The organism is Streptomyces sp. NPDC055013 (assembly GCF_053608645.1).
In genome coordinates, this window is record NZ_JBSGVW010000039.1 from 34020 (window position 1) to 52576 (window position 18557).

General features: G+C 69.8%; 17 protein-coding genes and 1 riboswitch. Of the genes, 6 read left to right on the plus strand and 11 right to left on the minus strand.

Annotation, left to right across the window (positions count from 1 at the left end):
- The first annotated feature begins 171 nt into the window (after positions 1–171).
- Positions 172–311: riboswitch (cobalamin riboswitch) on the plus strand.
- A gap of 124 nt (positions 312–435) precedes the next feature.
- Positions 436–2823 carry a ribonucleoside-diphosphate reductase subunit alpha gene (locus ACWGDB_RS34570; RefSeq protein ID WP_453826081.1) on the plus strand — a complete coding sequence of 796 codons (2388 nt, stop codon included), beginning with the start codon at positions 436–438 and terminating at the stop codon, positions 2821–2823.
- On the plus strand, positions 2823–3836 hold the full coding sequence (locus ACWGDB_RS34575) for a ribonucleotide-diphosphate reductase subunit beta (protein ID WP_453826082.1): 1014 nt from the start codon (positions 2823–2825) through the stop codon (positions 3834–3836). Before ACWGDB_RS34570 ends, ACWGDB_RS34575 begins: the two co-directional genes overlap by 1 nt.
- Here ACWGDB_RS34575 and ACWGDB_RS34580 read toward each other — a convergent pair.
- Positions 3749–3988 (minus strand): hypothetical protein, encoded by a 240-nt coding sequence (locus tag ACWGDB_RS34580; RefSeq protein WP_453826083.1) that lies wholly within the window; start codon positions 3986–3988, stop codon positions 3749–3751. The genes ACWGDB_RS34575 and ACWGDB_RS34580 overlap by 88 nt on opposite strands.
- Positions 3989–4080: 92 nt before the next feature.
- Between ACWGDB_RS34580 and ACWGDB_RS34585 the strand changes: the two genes are divergently transcribed.
- A complete protein-coding gene (locus tag ACWGDB_RS34585; protein ID WP_453826084.1) occupies positions 4081–5046 on the plus strand; it encodes a helix-turn-helix domain-containing protein in 966 nt (321 codons plus the stop codon).
- Between the two features lie 16 nt (positions 5047–5062).
- On the opposite strand, the gene ACWGDB_RS34590 is transcribed toward ACWGDB_RS34585, so the two are convergent.
- From ACWGDB_RS34590 to ACWGDB_RS34635, 10 genes are all read right to left on the minus strand, one after another.
- Positions 5063–6442, minus strand: a complete 1380-nt coding sequence (locus tag ACWGDB_RS34590; RefSeq protein WP_453826085.1) for a bifunctional albaflavenone monooxygenase/terpene synthase — start codon at positions 6440–6442, stop codon at positions 5063–5065.
- Complete coding sequence (gene cyc1, locus ACWGDB_RS34595) at positions 6439–7524, minus strand: epi-isozizaene synthase (protein ID WP_453826086.1); 1086 nt, start codon at positions 7522–7524, stop codon at positions 6439–6441. The genes ACWGDB_RS34590 and cyc1 overlap by 4 nt, the downstream gene beginning before the upstream one ends.
- Positions 7525–7824: 300 nt before the next feature.
- The gene (def, locus tag ACWGDB_RS34600; RefSeq protein WP_453826087.1) at positions 7825–8475 is read right to left on the minus strand and encodes a peptide deformylase; all 651 of its coding nucleotides are present in this window, start codon (positions 8473–8475) and stop codon (positions 7825–7827) included.
- Positions 8476–8642: 167 nt separating this feature from the next.
- The gene (locus ACWGDB_RS34605) at positions 8643–9623 is read right to left on the minus strand and encodes a tetratricopeptide repeat protein (protein WP_453826088.1); all 981 of its coding nucleotides are present in this window, start codon (positions 9621–9623) and stop codon (positions 8643–8645) included.
- Between the two features lie 129 nt (positions 9624–9752).
- Positions 9753–11027 carry an HD-GYP domain-containing protein gene (locus ACWGDB_RS34610; protein WP_453826089.1) on the minus strand — a complete coding sequence of 425 codons (1275 nt, stop codon included), beginning with the start codon at positions 11025–11027 and terminating at the stop codon, positions 9753–9755.
- The gene (locus tag ACWGDB_RS34615) at positions 11024–12313 is read right to left on the minus strand and encodes an HD-GYP domain-containing protein (RefSeq protein ID WP_453826090.1); all 1290 of its coding nucleotides are present in this window, start codon (positions 12311–12313) and stop codon (positions 11024–11026) included. The genes ACWGDB_RS34610 and ACWGDB_RS34615 overlap by 4 nt, the downstream gene beginning before the upstream one ends.
- 107 nt (positions 12314–12420) lie before the next feature.
- Entirely contained in the window at positions 12421–12723 is a 303-nt protein-coding gene (rsrA, locus tag ACWGDB_RS34620; RefSeq protein WP_328879414.1) for a mycothiol system anti-sigma-R factor, read from the minus strand.
- Positions 12720–13415, minus strand: coding sequence for an RNA polymerase sigma factor SigR (gene sigR / locus ACWGDB_RS34625; RefSeq protein WP_369273307.1), 696 nt, complete (start codon positions 13413–13415; stop codon positions 12720–12722). Before sigR ends, rsrA begins: the two co-directional genes overlap by 4 nt.
- A 257-nt stretch (positions 13416–13672) precedes the next feature.
- Positions 13673–14287 (minus strand): alpha/beta hydrolase family protein, encoded by a 615-nt coding sequence (locus tag ACWGDB_RS34630; protein ID WP_453826118.1) that lies wholly within the window; start codon positions 14285–14287, stop codon positions 13673–13675.
- Positions 14288–14321: 34 nt separating this feature from the next.
- Positions 14322–15137 (minus strand): SOS response-associated peptidase, encoded by an 816-nt coding sequence (locus ACWGDB_RS34635; protein ID WP_453826091.1) that lies wholly within the window; start codon positions 15135–15137, stop codon positions 14322–14324.
- Between the two features lie 103 nt (positions 15138–15240).
- On the opposite strand from ACWGDB_RS34635, the gene ACWGDB_RS34640 reads away from it, so the two are divergent.
- The 3 genes from ACWGDB_RS34640 to rsgA all read left to right on the plus strand — a co-directional run bounded on the left by ACWGDB_RS34640 (position 15241) and on the right by rsgA (position 18426).
- Entirely contained in the window at positions 15241–15963 is a 723-nt protein-coding gene (locus tag ACWGDB_RS34640; RefSeq protein ID WP_427840011.1) for a M50 family metallopeptidase, read from the plus strand.
- A gap of 122 nt (positions 15964–16085) precedes the next feature.
- Positions 16086–17405 carry a 3-phosphoshikimate 1-carboxyvinyltransferase gene (aroA, locus tag ACWGDB_RS34645; RefSeq protein WP_383628238.1) on the plus strand — a complete coding sequence of 440 codons (1320 nt, stop codon included), beginning with the start codon at positions 16086–16088 and terminating at the stop codon, positions 17403–17405.
- A gap of 10 nt (positions 17406–17415) precedes the next feature.
- The gene (rsgA, locus tag ACWGDB_RS34650) at positions 17416–18426 is read left to right on the plus strand and encodes a ribosome small subunit-dependent GTPase A (RefSeq protein ID WP_453826092.1); all 1011 of its coding nucleotides are present in this window, start codon (positions 17416–17418) and stop codon (positions 18424–18426) included.
- The last annotated feature ends 131 nt before the right edge of the window (positions 18427–18557 follow it).

The window sequence follows — 18557 nt, forward strand, 5'->3', positions numbered from 1 at the left end:
AGCACTCCCGGAACTCCCCGCAACCCGGCGGCCCCATGGCCGGCATGCGCGCCCCGGCGAGGGTCGAGATCCGGATACTCGCCGACATCACTCTCCTCACCTACAAGTTGACGCTCTGAAACCAGCACGACACAACATCTGGGGGTGGCGTGGCGGGTGAGCACAAGATGTATGCTCATGCTCGCTGTCGCCGCAGGGGAATCCGGTGCGAATCCGGAACTGTCCCGCAACGGTGTACTTGTGCATGTCTGTTCCCAGGACCGGCGTGCGCAGGAGTCAGTCCGAGGACCTGCCGACAGCGCGCCCGGCCACCCGGCCGGTGCGCCCGACGTCCGGGCCTCGTGGAATGGGCCGGTGGACGCGACGCCGTGTGCGCTCGTGTGCTGCCCCCTGCCCTCGCCGAGGCCCCCGTGCCGAGCGAGGGAGAGCCCCCACGTGACCATCGCGCCAGCAGACCCGGCCTCAGCCGTTCCTACCGTCCCCACGGACGAGGACGCTCCGGGAACCGCCTTGCTGCGGACCCTGACCGAGCTGACCGCCGACCTCGCCGACGCCGACCCCGGCCGGGTCGCCGCCGCCGCGCTGCGCGGCCGGTCCGCGTTCGCGGACGAGGCGGAGCTGCGCGAGCTGGCCACCGAGGCGGCGGCCGGCCTGATCTCCGAGGACCCCGCCTACAGCAGGCTCGCCGCCCGGCTGCTGACCCTCTCCATCGCCGCCGAGGCCGCCTCGCAGGGCGTGACGTCCTTCACCGGATCGGTCGCGGTCGGACACCGTGAGGGCCTCATCGCCGACCGGACCGCCGAGTTCGTGCGGCTGCACGCGGCCCGCCTCGACGCCCTGGTCGACACCGACGCCGACGACCGCTTCGGCTACTTCGGCCTGCGCACCCTGCACAGCCGGTACCTCCTGCGGCACCCCATCACCCGCAAGGTCGTCGAGACGCCCCAGCACTTCATGCTGCGCGTCGCCGCCGGTCTCGCCGAGGACGACACCGCCCGGTCGGTGGACGAAGTCTCCGCGCTCTACGGGCTCATGAGCCGCCTCGACTACCTCCCGTCCTCCCCCACCCTCTTCAACTCCGGCACCCGGCACCCCCAGATGTCGTCCTGCTACCTCCTCGACTCCCCCAAGGACGAGCTGGACTCCATCTACGACCGCTACCACCAGGTCGCCCGCCTCTCCAAGCACGCCGGCGGCATCGGGCTGTCGTACTCCCGTATCCGCTCCCGGGGTTCGCTGATCCGCGGCACCAACGGTCACTCCAACGGCATCGTCCCGTTCCTGAAGACCCTCGACGCCTCGGTCGCCGCGGTGAACCAGGGCGGCCGGCGCAAGGGCGCGGCCGCGGTGTACCTGGAGACCTGGCACTCCGACATCGAGGAGTTCCTGGAGCTGCGCGACAACACCGGTGAGGACGCCCGCCGTACGCACAACCTGAACCTCGCGCACTGGGTCCCGGACGAGTTCATGCGCCGGGTCAACGCCGACCAGCCGTGGTCGCTGTTCTCGCCGTCGGACGTGCCGGATCTCGTGGACCTGTGGGGCGACGAGTTCGACGCCGCGTACCGCAAGGCCGAGGCGGCCGGGCTCGCGAAGAAGACCATTCCCGCCCGTGACCTGTACGGCCGCATGATGCGCACCCTCGCGCAGACCGGCAACGGCTGGATGACCTTCAAGGACGCCGCCAACCGCACCGCCAACCAGACGGCCCTGCCGGGCCATGTCGTCCACTCCTCCAACCTCTGCACGGAGATCCTGGAGGTCACGGACGACGGGGAGACGGCGGTCTGCAACCTGGGGTCGGTCAACCTCGGCGCCTTCGTGAACACGATGACCGGCGACATCGACTGGGAGCGGCTCGACGCCACCGTCCGCACGGCCGTCACGTTCCTCGACCGGGTCGTCGACATCAACTTCTACCCGACCGAGCAGGCGGGCCGGTCGAACGCCAAGTGGCGGCCGGTCGGACTCGGCGCCATGGGCCTGCAGGACGTCTTCTTCAAACTGCGCCTGCCCTTCGACTCGGCCGAGGCGAAAGCCCTGTCGACCCGGATCGCCGAGCGCATCATGCTCGCCTCCTACGAGGCCTCCGCCGACCTCGCCGAGCGCAACGGACCGTTGCCGGCCTGGGAGAAGACCCGTACCGCCCGGGGTGTCCTGCACCCCGACCACTACGGTGTCGAGCTGACCTGGCCGGAGCGCTGGGCTGCCCTGCGCAGCCGTATCGCCACCACCGGCATGCGCAACTCCCTCCTCCTCGCCATCGCGCCCACCGCGACCATCGCGTCGATCGCCGGTGTCTACGAGTGCATCGAGCCGCAGGTCTCCAACCTGTTCAAGCGCGAGACGCTCTCCGGAGAGTTCCTCCAGGTCAACTCCTACCTGGTCAACGAGCTCAAGGAGCTCGGCGTCTGGGACGCCCGCACCCGTGAGGCGCTGCGCGAGGCGAACGGCTCGGTGCAGGAGTTCGCCTGGATCCCCGAGGACGTACGGCGGCTCTACCGCACGGCGTGGGAGATCCCGCAGCGCGGCCTGATCGACATGGCGGCGGCGCGGACCCCGTTCCTCGACCAGGCGCAGTCCCTGAACCTGTTCCTGGAGACGCCGACCATCGGAAAGCTCTCCTCGATGTACGCGTACGCCTGGAAGTCGGGCCTGAAGACGACGTACTACCTGCGCTCGCGCCCGGCGACCCGCATCGCCCGCGCCGCCCAGGGCCAGGCGCCCCAGCCCGAGAAGACCATCCCCGTCCAGCAGGTCGCCGAGCCCGACGCCGTCGCCTGCTCCCTGGAAAACCCCGAGTCCTGCGAGGCCTGCCAGTAATGACCACCCGTAACAGCAACCTGCTCGACCCGGGCTTCGAACTGACCCTGCGCCCCATGCGCTACCCGGACTTCTACGAGCGCTACCGGGACGCGATCAAGAACACCTGGACCGTCGAGGAGGTCGACCTCCACTCGGACGTCGCCGACCTGGCGAAGCTGTCCGAGGGTGAGCAGCACATGATCGGCCGGCTGGTCGCGTTCTTCGCGACGGGCGACTCGATCGTCGCGAACAACCTGGTGCTGACGCTCTACAAGCACATCAACTCCCCCGAGGCGCGGCTGTATCTGAGTCGGCAGCTCTTCGAGGAGGCCGTGCACGTCCAGTTCTACCTGACGCTGCTCGACACCTATCTCCCCGACCCGGAGGACCGGGCGGCGGCCTTCGACGCCGTCGAGAACATCCCGTCCATCCGCGAGAAGGCCGAGTTCTGCTTCAAGTGGATCAACGAGGTCGAGAAGCTGGACAGCCTGCAGACCAAGGCGGACCGGCGCCGCTTCCTGCTCAACCTGATCTGCTTCGCCGCGTGCATCGAGGGCCTGTTCTTCTACGGCGCCTTCGCGTACGTCTACTGGTTCCGCAGCCGGGGTCTGCTGCACGGCCTCGCCACCGGCACCAACTGGGTGTTCCGCGACGAGACGATGCACATGAGCTTCGCCTTCGACGTGGTCGACACCGTCCGCAAGGAGGAGCCGGAGCTGTTCGACGACCAGCTCGAGCAGGAGGTCACCGACATGCTGAGGGAGGCCGTCGAGGCCGAGCTGCAGTTCGCGCGCGACCTGTGTGGTGACGGCCTCCCGGGGATGAACACCGACTCGATGCGGCAGTACCTGGAGTGTGTCGCCGATCAGCGTCTGACGCGTCTCGGCTTCGCTCCGGTGTACGGCTCCGAGAACCCCTTCTCCTTCATGGAGCTGCAGGGTGTTCAGGAGTTGACCAACTTCTTCGAGCGGCGGCCCTCGGCGTACCAGGTGGCGGTGGAGGGCACCGTCGACCTGGACGAGGACTTCTGAGCCTCGGTCCTGTCGCGTTCCTGGGCCTCCCTGATCTGACGGTCGATGCGCCGGTCGCGCATCGCGCCGATCAGTGACGGGAGGGCCAGGAGGACGAACATCCCGAGGACGACGATCATGGCGAGCAGTGTCTGTGTCTGTTCTGCAGTCATGACACCACTGTCGCTCCGTACACTCCTTACGAACAGTGGCAGGACTGCCGTGGAACCTCGATTTACTGCCAGCATCGAGGCACACTGGCAGCATGCTGAAAAACGTCGCCGCCGTCCTGCTCGACGGTGTGCATCTCTTTGAAATGGGCGTCGTCTGCGAGGTGTTCGGCATCGATCGCAGCGACGAGGGGCTGCCGACCTACGATTTCGCGGTCGTCTCGGCGGAGGGGCCGACGCTGGGCACCCACGTCGGCGGACTCACCGTCTCCACGCCGTACGGTCTGGAGCGGCTGGAGGAGGCCGACCTGATCGCGGTACCGGCCGGCAGCGAGTACGTCACCCGTGACTATCCGCCCGCATTGCTGGACGCCCTGGTCAGAGCCGTCGACCGGGGCGCCCGGGTGCTCAGCGTGTGCTCCGGTGTCTTCGTGCTGGGTGCCGCGGGACTGCTCGACGGGCGGCGGTGCAGTGCGCACTGGAAGCACGCCGGGGAGCTGTCGCTACGGCATCCGGGGGCGATCGTCGAATCCGACGTGCTGTATGTCGACGAGGGGCCGGTAGTCACCAGCGCCGGCACCGCCGCCGGCATCGACGCCTGTCTGCACATCGTGCGCCAGGAACAGGGGCCCGAGGTCGCCAACAAGATCGCCCGGCGCATGGTGGTGCCGCCGCACCGGGACGGCGGGCAGGCCCAGTACATCGAGCGCCCGCTGCCCCGCTCCCACTGCGACACGGTCGGCGAGGTGCTGGCCTGGATGGAACGGCACCTCGACGAGGACGTCACCGTCGAGCAGCTCGCCGAGCGTGCGCTGATGTCCCCGCGCACCTTCGCCCGCCGCTTCCAGCAGGAGACCGGTACGACCCCCTACCGCTGGATCCTGCGCCAACGTGTGCTGCTGGCGCAGGAGTTGCTGGAGGCCACGGACGAGACGGTGGACGCGATCGCGAGTCGAACAGGGTTCGGAACTGCGGCCGCGCTGCGCCACCAGTTCGTACGCGCCCTGGGGACGACCCCGAACGCCTACCGAAGGACGTTCCAGGGGCCGAACGCCGCCTGAACCGTCCCCGGCGGCACTAGTCCCTCGGCACCGGCCTCAGCAGCAGCTTGTGCGGGCGGAGCGTGATGCCCACACGGGTCGCGTCGTTCGAACCGGACACCTGCTCGAAGCGGTACTTCGTGGCCAGCGCCGCCGTGATCAGCGTCAGCTGCGCCATCGAGAAGTGGTCGCTCGGGCACTTGCGGTTACCCACGCTGAACGGGCTCATGGCGTACTTCGGCACGTCCTTGACGCGGTCCGGAAGCCAGCGGTCCGGGTCGAACTCGAGGTTGTCCGCATACGACTTCGCGTCGCGCTGTATCGCGTAGGGGCTGTAGATGATGTCGGCCCCGGCCGGAATGCGATAGCCACCAAGTGACGTGTCGGTCACCGCCCGTCGCGTCAGAATCCAGACCGCGGGGCGCAAACGCATCGCCTCCACGACGACATTGTTCGTGTGCCTGAGGCTGCGGACGTCCTCGAATGCCACGGGCCGCCCGCCGGTCACGGATTCAACCTCCGCGCACACCTTGTCGGCGTGTTCCGGATGTTCCGCGAGCACATGCAGGAGCCACATGATCGTGGAGGCCACGGTTTCGCTGCCGGGCGTGACAATCGCGACGACCTGGTCGTGGATCTCCTGTTCCCCGATGGGCTCGCCATTCTCGTCCTTCGCCTCCAGCAATGCCGTCAGCAAATCGTCCGGCTTTTGACCGGATGCCCGGCGCTCGGCGACGATCTCGTCGACCAGGAGATGCAAATCGGCCAGGGCACGGTTGAATTCGCGGTTGGGCGGGAGAGGCAGCTTGTACAGCGGCCCGAGCGGGATCACCATCCGCCGGTACATGCCCCGGAAGACCGTGGCGAGGGCGTTGCACAGCCGCTCGGCCCGCTCGTCCATGTAGTCGCCGCGCAGCAGACAGCGGGCGGCGATGCGCACCGCGATCCGGAACGACTCGGAGGTGCAGTCAATGGTCTCGCCGGGCTTCCAGCGCTCGGCCAGCCCGTGCGCCTCCTCCTCCATGATCGGCCCGTACGCCGGTATCGCGTCGAGCCGGAAGGCAGGCTGGATGGTGCGCCGCTGACGCCGGTGCCGGGGGCCGTTCGCCGTGGCCACGCCCTCCTTGCCGAGCAGGCCTTCCAGGGACTCCCACAGCGGCCCGTCGATCTTGAAGTCGGCGCTCAGCGCCAACGCGCCGGTGAGCTCCGGCGTCGTGACGGCGTACACCGTCTTCGGGCCGAGCCTGAGGCGTACGACGTCGCCGTGCCTGCGGAGCGCGGCCATGAAGGCCAGCGGATCTCGGGCCAGCTTCCAGCCGTGGCCGAGAAGCGGAACTCCGCCGCCCGCAAGGGGCGGTTCACGCAGTTCCGAAGCCGCACGGGGCTGGGCTTCGGGACGGACGGACTCGACGGTCATTTCTCACCTGCCGCTTCGTTGTTGACGTACGGGGGCGTGGACCGGTCGTCCCAGCTGTCGACCATGTACCGGCCGGACTCGTGGTGGAACCAGTAGACCGAGCTGAACCAGTTGCGCATATTGCAGACGCAGGCACGCACGGCGGCGCTGACTTCCTTTCCCGACACCGTGCCGTCGGCCAGGGAGTCCGCGAATTCCAGAGCCTCATGTTCGGCCACCCGGAATTCGGATATGGACTCCTCGACCCGACGCCTGACTTCCGTCACCGCTTCTTCCAGGGTCAGCCCGTCGTGTTTGACGAGGCTGATTCCGAGGTTGTGAACCTCGTCGCCCGCGATTTCCTTGGGAAGCGAGCAGAGGTCGTTGTACCAGGCGGCAAATTCTTGGCTGAGTAATGCCGCCCGCCGATATGCCGGGTGTTTCCGTACGGCATCCGGCAGTTCCAGTCCCGCAGCCGGCTCCAGCAGATCGGTCCAGATCCAGTGCGCGAAGGTGAGCCGGCGCAGAGCAAGATATTCCTCGACCGAGGGGATAATCCCTTCGGTGCGATTGCGGAATTCCCGGTCGTACGCCTCGATCACCGTGTGGAAGTGCCGGGCGAACCGGGTGTTCCAGGTGCCGGGCAGGAACGAGTACAGCCGCACCATGCTGTCCGCGAACCCCGCGACCAGCGGGTCCTCGTGGTGCAGATGGTCCTCGGGTGAGTCGAGAGCCGCGTGCAGGCGGAACCGCAGCCGTCGCCAGGCCGCCGGGCGGCGGTGGACGATGTCGCGGTCGTGCCGGTCGTCCCAGACGAAGAACCACGCGCTGTAGTCGGCTATCGCCTGGAGTACGTCCTCGGGGGCGCCAATGTAGTACCCCGCCATGAGGTCGGTGTAGCACAGTCCGTCGGCATATTCCTCGACCTTGTCGGCCGGCATCAGCCGCTTTTCCAGCAGCCAGGTGCGGGTCTTCTCCTGGAGCCTGGGCCAATACGGATGGAGCTGCCTGGGAAACGCTGATTCGATCACCGGAAGAGAGAGTGCTGGTGGAACCGGGACCGCCGTCGGTGTCGATGTGGTGCTGTGTGAGAAAGCATGCACGAACAAACCCCTCTCAGCCGCCAGTTGTGTAGTTGTGCACGCCCCCTCCCGCTGTACCGGGCGTGCGCCGTTGCGTATCCCCGCACTTCCATTCAGCACCACAACTGACCGATCTGGGAACGGATTTGCTTCATTCACTACCCCAGGGTGCCGAGAATCTCCCCCTATGTGACTGAATTTGGATCACTGCTCACATGTATGGGATCGAACGTGCGACGGACATGCGAACGGCGCCTGGTCAGGAAGGTGAACCTGAACAGGCGCCGTGCACAAGGGACTTGCGGGGCCCACGGGGAGGCCTCAGTCGTTCGCGACCACGGGGTAGCGGGGCTCGTTCTCGGCCATCTGCCGGAGTGCGTCCTTGCGCTCCCGCTTGGAGAGACGGTCGATGTAGAGGTAGCCGTACAGGTGGTCGGTCTCGTGCTGCAAACACCGAGCGAAGTAGCCGGTGCCGCGCACCTTGATCGGGTTGCCCTTCTCGTCCTGCCCGGTGACCTCGGCGTAGTCGGGCCGGGCGAGCGGCGCGTACGCGGTCGGCACCGACAGGCAGCCCTCGTTGCTGTCGTCCAGGCGGCGCTGGTCGGCGGGCAGCTCGACGAGCTTCGGGTTGCACACCACACCGACGTGCCGCTTGCCCTCGTCGTCCATGCAGTCGTAGACGAAGACCTTCGAGTCGACGCCGATCTGGTTGGCGGCGAGCCCGACACCCTCGGCGGTGCGCTGCGAGGCGAACATGTCCGCGACCAGCTGGTCCAGCTCGGCGCCGAACTCGGTGACGTCCTTGCACTCCTTGTGGAGCACCGGGTTCCCCACGACGGTGATCGGCCGCGACGTGCCGCGCTCATGCCAGGCGTTCTCGCGCTCCTCCGTGTCCTCGGTGTCGACGACGAAACCCTCGTCATCCACGGGGAGCACGCCCGCGTGCTGCTGCTCGGTGTCCTGCTGGGCCATGACCGACGTATGCCTTCCTGCACAAAAGAAAAGGGTGAATCCCGATACAGGGTACGGTGAGCGCCCCTTCAGGGGCGCGGGACTGTGTCGAAATGCGGCTCCGCCGCGTGGGCGCGATCAACCACACACGGCCCCGCAGTCTGCGAACCGCCTGATCCCTACGGCGTCTAGCAGACCTCTTCCAAGTCCCGCCAATCCCTGGAATCAGGGCTGTCGGCAACCCACCCGTCCAGCAACCCCCGCACCAAGGCGGCCGGGGCGGCCACGCCACACTCCCGCTCCGGCACCCACAGCTGCCCGTCGGTCCGGTGCCCCAGGGGACCGGGGTGACCCGGCTCGCTGTGATCGTGAGGGTCGAGATGCTCCCCGTCGCCCTCGTCCGACGGCATCCGCGACTCGGAGCACATCCGGCACAGCAGCCGCACCGAGGAGGACCAGTCCTCCGCGGCGAACCCGGCGTCCCCGGCGAGCTGCTCCAGCGCGTCCCGGTCGGCCTCGGTGGCGGCCTCCAGGAGGACCACCCAGGTGGGGACCGGCGAGGGCGCCCACAGCTCGATCTCGTCGAAGACGGGGTAGGCGTGCCCGGCGGACGTGGTCCGCTCGCCGTGCGGCACCCCGTCGTGCAGCACGACCTCGCCCCAGCGCCGCCCCGAGGACGGCAGCGGGATCGACAGCACCTCGATCCGGGCGGGGTCCAGCCGCCGCCCCCACACGACCTCGGCCTCCCCCTCCGGGGACAGCCGTACGGCCGCACTGCCCAGGTCCATCCCGACCGGCTCGCCGGAGTCGGTCGCACCGCCGGGCACCCGCAGCCCGTAGGCCTGCCAGGCCCGCCGGGCCAGCGGCCAGTCCTGCAGGGCGGTGGCCGCGATGCCGACGTTCCACCAGTCGGGCGCCCCGGTCTCCCGGTCGAGCAGCGCCACGGCCCGCAGCCCGGCCGCCCGGGCCTGCTCCCAGTCGTGCCGGAACTTGTGCAGCAGCGCGAGGTTGAACCAGGACTCCGAAAGCCAGGGCTCCAGATCGGCGGCACGTGTCAACAGCGCGCCCGCATCCTCGTACCGGCCGTCGCCGATGAGCGTGAACGCCCGGTCGGTGGCCTGCCGCCAGGAGGCGGAGGGCCGGTGCCGTCCCTTGCCGAAGATCCTCACGATTCCCGCCTGCCAGTTCCGTGGAGTGGGCTGGCTAGTGCTCGCCCCCGGACACACTCTCATTCGCATCCAACCACGTACGGCTGGAAGGGCGCTCATTACCCATGGGTTACCCAGCCACAGGGGGTGTCAGACAGTCTCCCGCCCGTCACCCACCACCACCCTGCCTGAGGCGCTTCGCGCCGCCCCCTGAATTCGAAGCACCCGTGCGAGCGACCCCACCACCTCCGGCGCATAGTCACCGGCGGTGCCCAGCCGCAGTTCCTCCAGCGCCTTCAGCGGCCCGCCGGGCCCCGCGTCCCGCGCCTTCTCCTCATAGGCGTTCACCGCCCGCACGATCCGCGCGGCGACCGGTTGCTCCGGGCAGGGGTCGGCGAGCCGCTCCACCACCATCGCCACCTGCGGGTTCACCCCCGTCTGCCGTACGACGGCCCCGCCGAGCAGCGCGATCCGCCGCTGTTCCTCGGCGGGCAGCCCCGCGGTGGCCCCGGCCGGCACCGGGTCGACCAGGCTGAGCTGCCCGATGTCGTGCATGAGGGCGGCGTACTCCAGCACGGTGAGCTCTGCCTCGGACATGCCCAGGTCCCGCCCCACCTCGCGGCTGAGCGCGGCGACGCGCCGGGCATGTCCGGCCGGTGTGTACCCGGCGATCTCCGTGGCCCGGGCGAGGGAGGCGATGGTCTGCCGGTAGGTGGCCCGGACGGCGGTGTACCGGCGCAGGGACAGCTGGGTGAGCAGCAGCGGGAGCGAGAAGACGGGCAGCGCCCACAGTCCGGCGACGGCGACCGCCAGCGCCATCACGGCGCCCGTCGCGCAGACGGCCGACCCGATTCCGAGGGTCGCCCGCAGCTCGTCCCGCAGCAGCGGCCCGAACGGCCACCGGGTGCGGGAGCGTGCCAGCGCGGCGGCGAGCAGGGCGTCGCACAGGAAGGTGAGGGTGAGGATCGCGAGCAGGACAAGGGCGTAGGCGGTGCCCCAGCCGTGGAACGTGCCCTGGTTGTACAGGGGTTGGAAGCAGACGGCGGCGAAGCCGACGGTGAGCACGCGCCGGGCCAGGTGGTCGAGCACGGGCCGGCCGCGCGCGATGTGCGGCACGCTGCCGAGGAGAGAGGCGGCCAGGACGACGCTGAGGACCTGCGCGACGCCGTGCTCGGACGGCTCACCGCCGTTCGCCCCCAGCAGGGCGTACGACAGCGCGGCGGCGGCCCCGAGCGGCGCGGCCTCCCTGTGCTCCGCCGCCGTCCACCGGGTGAGCTCACCCAGGGTGACGAGAACCCCGAAGGCGAGCGCCGTACCGCGTTCGTCGAGGCCGCTCCACAGGGTGGTGAGCAGGCACACGGTGGCGAGGAGGGCGGCGCAGGCGTGGACGAGACGGAGCAGGAGGGGTGGTCTCGGGGCGCTCATCGGTGGGCCCCCGGCGCACTGGCGACCGGCGGGCGGGGAGGGCGCCCGGAGCCTTCGTCTGCGGTCACGGCGGGATGCCATCCGTGCTGGTCCACGGCCCTGACGAAGGCGGTGACCATACGGGGGTCGAACTGCGTGCCCGCGCACTTCTCCAGCTCGCGCAGGGCGACGGGCACCGGCCGGGCCCGCGAGTACGACCGGTTGGACGTCATCGCGTCGAAGGCGTCCGCGACCGCCACCACCCGTGCCGGCTCCGGGATCTGGCTGCCCATCAGCCCGTAGGGGTACCCGCTCCCGTCCAGCCGCTCGTGGTGATGCAGTACGGCGGCCCGGGCCTCGCCGAGGAAGGAGATCCCGCGGACCATCTCGTGTCCGTACTCCGGATGCAGTTCGATGACCCGCCGCTCCTCGGGCGTGAGCGGCCCGTCCTTGCGCAGCAGCCGCGTGGGCACCCCGAGCTTCCCGACGTCGTGCAGGATCCCGGCGAAGCGGAGTACCTCGACGCGCTCGTCGGCCATGCCCAGCTCGCGCGCGATCATCATCGAGGCCTGCCCGACGCGCTCGCTGTGGCCACGGGTGTAGCCGTCCTTGATGTCGACGGCCTGGACGAGCGCCCGGATGGTCGCCTGATGGGCCGCGCGTTCCCGGTGGTACTGGGCGAACATCCACCACGACACACACATCGGCAGCAGCACGAGCAACGCGGCGACGGGGCCGTACGGACTGCGCCACAGCACGGCCATCATCAGCCCGGCAAGACCGTGCACGGCGATCGGCGCGAGCGACCGCAGGAACAGCCCGCGCCAGGCCCGTCGTGCGGGCACCCGGTCGGCGAGTGTCCGGATCCCGCCGTCGAGCGCCGTCAGGACCAGGCAGAACGCCAGCACCGCGGCTCCGGCGGGCGCGAGCGCGTACGGGAAGTCGGACGCCTGTACGGCTTCGTGTTCGCCGAGCGCCCAGTGCACCCGGGCGGCCACCCACACCGCGATCACGAGCTGCGCCGCCCGCCACACCCGTCGCAGCAGGTCCGGTCGGCCGGCGACCGGGGCGATCAGTGCCCCCGGCACCGCGACCAGGGCGGCGGCGGACGGTGGCAGCAGGAAGGCCCCGGCGAGGAGCACGGGATAGAACGACCCGGACAGCCGCGCGCCGCCGGCGTAGAGCACGGCGAGCAGGGCCGGCGCCCACCAGGGGGTACGCGTCGACGGCAGCGTGTGCAGGCAGAACAGGGCGCCGAGGGCGACACAGACCACGTAGCCACGTACCCGTGTGGGTGTCGCCTCCATAACGCCCCTCCCCGGCAACGCGCTTCAAGCACGGGACCCTAGGGCGGGCGGGGGATGTCCGCAGTCCATGACGGCGGGATTAGCACGTTCGAGTGACGGCCGTGCGTTCAGGATTCCTGCGGCGTCGCCGTCACGTCGTGGTCGGGCACGGCCTGGCCCGAGCGGATCAGGTCGATCCGGCCCATGACCTTGGCGCGCAGGTCGGTCGGCACGTCGTCATGCCCGCAGCACCGCTTGACGAGCTTCTTCACGGCCTCTTCGAGACCGTACTTCTCGAGGCACGGCGAGCACTCCCGGAAGTGCTGCTTGAACTTGTCGCGATCGACGTCCGGCATCTCACTGTCGAGGAACTCGTAGAGATGATCGAGTACCTCACTGCAGTCCGTCTCGTGCGGCTCTCCGCAGCTCATGAGCCCGAGCCTTTCGCTTCGTTCGACTCTCCGGCGCCGGCCGGGACGAGCCCGCGCTCACGGGCGTAGTCCTCGAGCATGCCGCGCAGTTGACGGCGGCCCCGGTGCAGCCGGGACATCACCGTACCGATGGGTGTCCCCATGATGTCCGCGATCTCCTTGTACGCAAAGCCCTCTACGTCGGCGAGGTACACGGCGATGCGGAATTCCTCGGGGATCGCCTGGAGCGCTTCCTTCACGTCCGAGTCGGGCAGGTGGTCGAGCGCCTGCGACTCCGCGGAGCGCAAGCCCGTCGACATGTGCGACTCGGCGCGGGCGAGCTGCCAGTCCTCGATCTCCTCGGCCGCTGAGCGCTGGGGTTCACGCTGCTTCTTGCGGTACGAGTTGATGAAGGTGTTGGTGAGGATCCGGTACAGCCACGCCTTGAGGTTGGTGCCCTCACGGAACTGGTGGAAGGACGCGTACGCCTTGGCGTACGTCTCCTGCACCAGGTCCTCGGCGTCGGCAGGGTTGCGCGTCATGCGCAGCGCGGCCGAGTACATCTGGTCGAGGAACTCCAGCGCGTCCCGCTCGAAGCGCGCGCTGCGCTCGGCGGTCGACTCCGCGGACGTGTCCCCGCTCATGCCCTGGCCCTCGGGCTGCTCCGCCTGGCCGTTGTCGGTCCCTGCGTCGGTACCGGGAACCGGACCCACCTCCTCAAGATTCCGGGCAGGGCCGAATCCGGACCCACCTGAATCGGAGGATAGACGACCTGCCGTACCTGCCGCCCCTCGAATAGGAGCGGTCCTGGCCGCATGCAGCACCGTCCACTCCAGGTCAGCGCGGCTGCCGGTGGTCGGGCAGAAGGTCGAACCCATGCGGCGGACTTCCTCTCCTACGACGTGAGCGCTGCTGGTTCAGCACCGCTGTCCGCCACAACAGAGCCCGGGGCCCCGACATTCCCGAGTCTTTACCCGAGTGACCCGGCCCACTTCACGACCGCGTCCGTGACGATCGCCACGGCCTCGTCCTGATCGAGGGGCGCGCGCTTGGGCACGGCGAACCCGTGATCGCCGTACGGCACCTCGACCAGCTCGAAGTCGCCGTCGGGGAACTCATCCGGTTTTCCGAACGGATCGTTCCCGCCCTGGACCACCAGGGTGGGCACTCCTGCCCCGAGCAGCTCGTCGGCGCGGGACTTCTCGGGCTTGCCCGGCGGGTGGAGGGGGAAGCTCAGCGCGAGTACGGCGTGGGCGCCCAGCTCCGTGGCGGTACGGCAGGCGACGCGTGCGCCGGCGCTGCGCCCGCCGGAGACCACGGGCAGCCCGGGCGCGGCGGGCGCGGGCCACAGGCCCCGCCAGCCGACGTCCAGGGTCTTGGGCGCGGGCGCCACCTTCTTGCCGGCGACCCGCCAGGGCTGCTCCACGAGGGCGACGGTCACGCCGTGTGCCGGGAGGACCTGGGCGAGCGCCCGCAGGTCCCGCGCCCCGATGCCGCCGCCGGCCCCGTGGCTCACGGCCAGCACCAGCCGGGCCTTCTTCGCCGGGTGCCAGGTGATGCGGGCGTCCCCGGCGTCCGTACCCATGATCTCGGTCGTCACGTCAGACTCGGTCGTCACATCAGAAGAGTGTGCCCTCTTCGGGCCCCGCCAGCTCCTTCAGCAGCTCCGGGCCGTTGTTGCGGACGTTGCTGACCAGCGTGGAGACGGGGTAGGCGCGCATCAGCCCGGCGGGCGGCGGGTCGAGCAGTGTCCGCAGCTCCTCCGGGTCCTTGCGGGCCGGGTCGAGCCAGGCGTCCCAGCGGTCCGGCGTGAGCATCAGCGGCATCCGGGGGTGGATGTCGGCCAGCGCGGACGGCCCCTCCGCGGGGGCCACCGCCAGCGGCGTCGTCTCCGCCTCCGTCGTGATCACGGAACAGGTCACCCACCAGGCCTGCGGGTGCTCGTCCGGCAGCGTCCGGTCCCGCCAGAACTCGTACAGCCCGGCCATCGCGAACACCGAGCCGTCGGCGGGCAGCACGAAGTACGGCTGCTTGCGCGCCCGTTTCCGCTTCCCCTCGACCTCCAGGTCCCGCTCCTGCGTGCCGGTGACCCACTCGTAGTAGCCGTCGGCGGGAATGATGCAGCGCCGGGAGCTGAAGGCCCGCCGGTACGACGGCTTCTCGTGCACCGTCTCCGCACGGGCGTTGATCATCTTGAAGGCGCTCTCGGGGGTCTTGGACCAGCTGGGCACCAAGCCCCACTTGAGCTTGCGCAGCTGCCGAACCGGCCGGGGGTCGTCCGCGTCTTTCAAGGGACGGTCGAGGACGACGTGAACTTCTTTGGTCGGAGCCACGTTGTAATCCGCATCGAGGGTCTCCTCGGGCTCCCACTTCTCGACCTCAAAGATTCCTGCGAGATCCTCGGGCCCACGACTAGCCGCATACCGTCCGCACATACGTGCCACACTGCCAGGCCCACCCGCCGCCCGACCACCACCCCTCAACGACGGCGCTACGCGCCGGCCCCTTCGACTCGCCCAAAGGGAGCCACCGCCTTACATGGACAGCACCGCATCCGCCTCGCTCGCCTCCCTCTGGGACGAGGTCTCCGGTACTCAGCCCGACCCCGACCTGTGGGTGGTGATCGCCGCGCTGGTCGTCGCGCTGGCGGTCGTGGTCCCGCACCCGCTGTGGCGTCTGTCACGCAACGCCATCACCATCGCCCACGAGGGCGGCCACGGCCTGATCGCGCTGCTGACCGGCCGGACGCTGACCGGCATACGCCTGCACTCCGACACCAGCGGCCTCACCGTCAGTCGCGGCAAACCGCACGGCATCGGCATGATCCTCACCGCGGCCGCGGGCTACACGGCTCCCCCGCTGCTGGGCCTCGGCGGCGCCGCCCTGCTGGGCGCGGGCCGGATCACGCTCCTGCTGTGGCTGGCGACGGCCCTGCTGGTGGCGATGCTGGTGATGATCCGGAACGCGTACGGGGCGCTGACGGTGTTCGTGACCGGCGGCACCTTCGTCCTGGTGTCCTGGCTGACCGGACCTCAGGTACAGGCGGCGTTCGCGTACGTGGTGGTGTGGTTCCTGCTGGTCGGCGGGGTACGCCCGGCGTTCGAGCTGCAGGCGAAGAGGTCCCGGGGCGGGGCGGGGGACTCGGACGCGGACCAGCTGTCGCGCCTGACGCATGTGCCGGCGTGGTTGTGGTTCTTCCTGTTCCACGCGGTGTCGTTGTGCTCGCTGATAGGTGGCGGTCGCTGGCTGCTCGGAGTGTGACGGCCGGCCTCGAGGGGCGCGGGGCTGTCCCGCTGTGCGCTCCGCCGCGCGGGCGCGACCAGCCCCAACGGCTCCGCACCCGAACAACGGCCTGCACCACCCCCTCCTTATAAAGTGAACCCATGGCCCAAAACCCCGCCGCCCACGCCGCCCTATGGCCCGCCCCGCACGCGAGCGGAGCCGTCGACGCGACGGTCCACGTGCCGGGGTCCAAGTCGGTCACCAACCGCGCCCTCGTCCTCGCCGCCCTGGCGAGCGAGCCCGGCTGGCTGCGCCGCCCCCTGCGTTCCCGCGACACCCTGCTGATGGCCGGCGCGCTGCGGGCGATGGGCGTCGGTATCGAGGAGGGCGTGGGCCCCGAGGGCACCGGCGAGGCCTGGCGGGTGCTTCCCGCGGGCCTGCGGGGCCCTGCCACGGTCGACGTCGGCAACGCCGGCACGGTGATGCGCTTCCTGCCGCCGGTCGCCGCGCTGGCCGACGGCCCCATCCGCTTCGACGGCGACCCCAGGTCCTACGAGCGTCCCCTGCACGGAGTGATCGACGCCCTGCGCGTCCTCGGTGCCCGGATCGACGACGACGGGCGCGGCGCGCTGCCGCTCACGGTCCATGGCGGGGGTGCGCTGGAGGGCGGCCCGGTGGAGGTCGACGCCTCGTCGTCGTCCCAGTTCGTCTCGGCCCTGCTGCTGTCCGGCCCGCGCTTCAACCAGGGCGTGGAGGTCCGGCACACCGGCTCCTCGCTCCCCTCCATGCCGCACATCCGCATGACCGTCGACATGCTGCGCGCGGTCGGCGCCCAGGTCGACACCCCGGAGTCGGGCGGCGAGCCGAACGTCTGGCGGGTCACCCCGGGCGCCCTGCTCGGCCGTGACCTGACCATCGAGCCGGATCTGTCCAACGCCCAGCCGTTCCTGGCGGCGGCGCTGGTGACCGGCGGCAAGGTCCTCGTCCCGGACTGGCCGACCCGGACCACCCAGCCCGGTGACCGGCTGCGCGAGATCTTCACCGAGATGGGCGGTACCTGCGAACTCAACGAGTACGGGCTCGTGTTCACCGGTTCGGGTGCCCTCCACGGCATCGACGTGGACCTGAGCGAGGTCGGCGAGCTCACCCCGGGCATCGCCGCGGTCGCGGCCCTCGCGGACTCCCCGTCCACACTGCGCGGCGTCGCGCACCTGCGGCTGCACGAGACCGACCGCCTGGCCGCGCTGACCAAGGAGATCAACGAACTCGGCGGCGACGTCACCGAGACCGCCGACGGTCTGCACATCCGCCCCCGTCGCCTGCACGGCGGGGTCTTCCACACCTACGAGGACCACCGCATGGCGACGGCCGGCGCGATCATCGGCCTCGCGGTCGAGGGCGTACGGATCGAGAACGTGGCGACGACGGCGAAGACCCTCCCGGACTTCCCGGAACTGTGGACCGGGATGCTCGGGGCTTAGGGACACCGCCATGCGCCGCTACGGCAAGCACACCGACGAGGACGACATCCGCACCCGTCCCGGCCGTCGGAACACCCGGCCCCGTACGAACATCCGCCCCAAGCACGAGGACGCCGCCGAGGGCATGGTCCTCACCGTCGACCGGGGCCGTCTGACCGTCCTCGTGGACGACCGGATCGTGATGGCCATGAAGGCCCGCGAACTGGGCCGCAAGGCCGCGGTCGTCGGTGACCGGGTGGCACTGGTCGGCGATCTGACCGGCAAGAAGGACACCCTCGCGCGGATCGTACGGATCGAGGGGCGGACGTCGGTGCTGCGACGGACGGCCGACGATGACGATCCCTTCGAGCGTGTGGTCGTGGCCAACGCCGACCAACTCGCCATCGTCACCGCCCTCGCCGACCCCGAGCCGCGGCCGCGGCTGATCGACCGCTGTCTGGTGGCGGCGTTCGACGGCGGCCTGGAACCGTTGCTGGTGATGACGAAGTCGGACCTGGCCCCACCGGCCAAACTCCTTGAGCTGTACGGCGACCTGGACATCCCGTACGTCGTCACCAGCCGCGACGAGCTGGAGAACGGCGGCGCGGCGGACCGCGTACGGGAGCAACTGGGCGGCAGGGTCACGGCGTTCGTCGGACACTCCGGTGTCGGCAAGACGACGCTGGTGAACGCGCTGGTGCCGGAGGAACGGCGACGCTCCACAGGTCATGTGAACGCGGTGACGGGCCGGGGCCGGCACACGACGACGTCCGCGCTGGCGCTGCCGCTGGCGGAGGTGGACGGCTGGGTGATCGACACCCCCGGCGTCCGCTCCTTCGGCCTGGCTCATGTCGACCCGTCCCGGGTGATCCACGCGTTCCCCGACCTGGAACCGGGAACCGAGGGCTGCCCGCGTGCGTGCAGTCATGATGAACCGGATTGTGCGCTGGACGACTGGGTGGCGGAGGGGAACGCCGATCCGGCACGGCTGTACTCGCTGCGGCGGCTGCTGGCGACGCGCGAACCCACGGAAGGTGACTGAGCGGCCGACGGAGGAAGGCGACTGACCTCCGCGTTGTTTGTCTCCCTGTAGGGCTGGTAAGGGCATAATCGCACCGAGCCGGAACCAAGCCTGACCAAAGCCTGATAAACCGGACGAAGCGGTCACAAAAC

Bases quoted from the DNA above. Each gene is read 5' to 3' on its own strand.
- rsrA (WP_328879414.1), bottom strand. From the start codon at position 12,723: ATGAGCTGCGGAGAGCCGCACGAGACGGACTGCAGTGAGGTACTCGAT.
- ACWGDB_RS34630 (WP_453826118.1), bottom strand. From the start codon at position 14,287: ATGGGTACGGACGCCGGGGACGCCCGCATCACCTGGCACCCGGCGAAG.
- ACWGDB_RS34615 (WP_453826090.1), bottom strand. From the start codon at position 12,313: ATGGAGGCGACACCCACACGGGTACGTGGCTACGTGGTCTGTGTCGCC.
- ACWGDB_RS34585 (WP_453826084.1), top strand. From the start codon at position 4,081: ATGCTGAAAAACGTCGCCGCCGTCCTGCTCGACGGTGTGCATCTCTTT.
- aroA (WP_383628238.1), top strand. From the start codon at position 16,086: ATGGCCCAAAACCCCGCCGCCCACGCCGCCCTATGGCCCGCCCCGCAC.
- ACWGDB_RS34640 (WP_427840011.1), top strand. From the start codon at position 15,241: ATGGACAGCACCGCATCCGCCTCGCTCGCCTCCCTCTGGGACGAGGTC.
- ACWGDB_RS34575 (WP_453826082.1), top strand. From the start codon at position 2,823: ATGACCACCCGTAACAGCAACCTGCTCGACCCGGGCTTCGAACTGACC.
- ACWGDB_RS34610 (WP_453826089.1), bottom strand. From the start codon at position 11,027: ATGAGCGCCCCGAGACCACCCCTCCTGCTCCGTCTCGTCCACGCCTGC.
- ACWGDB_RS34590 (WP_453826085.1), bottom strand. From the start codon at position 6,442: ATGACCGTCGAGTCCGTCCGTCCCGAAGCCCAGCCCCGTGCGGCTTCG.
- ACWGDB_RS34580 (WP_453826083.1), bottom strand. From the start codon at position 3,988: ATGACTGCAGAACAGACACAGACACTGCTCGCCATGATCGTCGTCCTC.
- rsgA (WP_453826092.1), top strand. From the start codon at position 17,416: ATGCGCCGCTACGGCAAGCACACCGACGAGGACGACATCCGCACCCGT.
- def (WP_453826087.1), bottom strand. From the start codon at position 8,475: ATGGCCCAGCAGGACACCGAGCAGCAGCACGCGGGCGTGCTCCCCGTG.
- ACWGDB_RS34635 (WP_453826091.1), bottom strand. From the start codon at position 15,137: ATGTGCGGACGGTATGCGGCTAGTCGTGGGCCCGAGGATCTCGCAGGA.